The organism is Candidatus Thioglobus sp. (genome assembly GCF_028599055.1).
In the GTDB taxonomy this organism is placed as follows: domain Bacteria; phylum Pseudomonadota; class Gammaproteobacteria; order PS1; family Pseudothioglobaceae; genus Thioglobus_A.
The window spans coordinates 1-2,029 of record NZ_JAQRMS010000193.1 but is presented as its reverse complement, the minus strand read 5'-3'; the positions used below and the strand labels follow the sequence as shown (position 1 = coordinate 2,029).

Genomic DNA, 2,029 nt, shown 5'->3' with positions numbered 1-2,029 from the left:
GCTTAGTGTGTATGTGGGAAAGGGATAGTTATTTAATGTGTGTTCGTGGAATGGGAGTATATGGACCTAGGCTTAGTGTGTGTGTTTGTTTGTTGTGATGACATAGTAAGAAGTGTTGTCCATCACTGTTTAAGATTTGAGATGAGAGGTGATTGTTTGTTGTGTTGACATTGTAAGAAGTGTTGTCCATCACTGTTTAAGATTTGAGATGAGAGGTGATTGTTTGTTGTGTTGACATTGTACTCTTGTAATTAGTTACAGTTACATTTTTGTTCTATATTAATGAGCAAGCTTGACATTCGTTTCAGTTAGAATGTGTCTGTAAAATACATGTACTATTAGTCATGATCAATTTTTCTTTCTCGGTCATATTTATCATTTAAGAATGTCAACTTACTGAACAGGTTATTTATAATGGAAACATAGAGACGCTATATTATAATTTCATTATGAAATGACCACTACAATTATACAAAAAATGTAGTTTCAAGTATAAATGAAGTAGTTTCATTAAAAGGCTATGGTTGCTAATAATATAGAGTCAAGCCTGTTGTATGTAACTTTCAAAAGGAACATTGAAATATAATCACTTAAGACAGATGGTTTATAAATACAGGTTTCATTAATATGAAATGCATCATGAGGGGAAATTAAAATGAAGGTCTTACATAATGCAAGTTGTTGCTCAGCAGAGGTGGTGACAGATGCAGGTTTAACTGTATATCTTGTTTGATAATGTCACTAGTTATGTTTCTATTGGTTTTGTCTGTTACTTTAGATATAGATATATCATATACTCATATTATACAGGTAGAATCCGTCAACTAGAAGGTAAAGAAGTTTTATTAGCTGCCGACATAGACCTTGCACGAGAAATTCAGAATATAGAAAGGCAATGCTTAATGAAACAAGCCATTGGAAGCGTTACAGGTCAGGACCTAGTTAGACAAATAACATTGGATGAAAGACATGTATATGATACAGAAGAAGCTGAGAGAAAAATGATGAAAATGAAGATCAGCAAGAAGAAAAGGGGGGAGTTTACGATTAAATGTAAATGTTGTGGTTTAATAATTATTGAGGGTGATTTGGTGAGGCATATTAAAAGAAAGCATTACATAATATGCTGCAAAGACATATTAGCACGAATAACTCGAAAAACAACAGAAAAGAAAAAGAAGATGTTTGATGGCGTTCAAAAGCAAGACAAAGTTTACGGACGAGAATGTCAGCATAACTGGGGATCTATTCTGATTTTCCACAAGCTTGAATTTGTGTCTTTGTCTCAAAAATACATTAAGTTTTTTGATGTAAAAAGAGACGAATTTCTTGATTGTAAAAAGTGGTCGGACTTGACATTCGTGATAAACGAAATATCTGAAAACGACATAAAAGAGTATGCTGATACTGCGATAAGCTCACAAGACACAAATATTTAAATGTGTTAATGATCTTTAAAGTCTTTACTTACATTATGTTTATATGCATTATTTAGACAATATCAATAAACATGACAGCAATAATTCACAGCCAAATAAAAGTTTCCACACCATCAAATGTGAACAAATGAGATACAGAAAAGGGTTTGACAAATTTGTCCTATATAGAATTATTATTATTCTCTTCATGAACATACAAATGTAGTTTCCATTTCACGGGGTTGATTTTTAATTAAAGATTAAGGGAAAGTTAGACAAATTGATTGACCTTGACCAAACAGGTTTTTTTTGTGGGAGATATATTGGGGAAACATAAGATTGATTTATGATATAAATAAATAAATAAATAAATAAATCAGTTTTATTTAAAGTCGAAACATGTATAACAGACATAACACAAGCTCTATTACAGTACACTGAGGAAAATGAAATTCCAGGACTTCTACTTTTAATAGATTTTGAAAAAGCATTTGATTCTGTATCATGGGAATTTTTATATAGTGTATTGAAGTTTTTTAATTTCGGTCACTCTATAATCCATTGGGTAAAAGTGTTTTACAATAATATTAAATCTGCCATAATTCAGGGTG

Annotated in this window: 1 protein-coding gene; it reads left to right on the top strand. The window is 31.2% G+C overall.

Translation table 11 applies throughout. The features are described from left to right. Positions 1 to 902 precede the first annotated feature (902 nt). Positions 903 to 1,439: a hypothetical protein gene (locus tag PSN35_RS07400; RefSeq protein WP_300031587.1), complete on the top strand. Its 537-nt coding sequence runs from the start codon at positions 903 to 905 to the stop codon at positions 1,437 to 1,439. Positions 1,440 to 2,029 lie beyond the last annotated feature (590 nt).

What these genes read in the sequence shown, in the direction of transcription:
- PSN35_RS07400 (WP_300031587.1), top strand. Translation starts at nt 903, where the DNA reads ATGAAACAAGCCATTGGAAGCGTTACAGGTCAGGACCTAGTTAGACAA.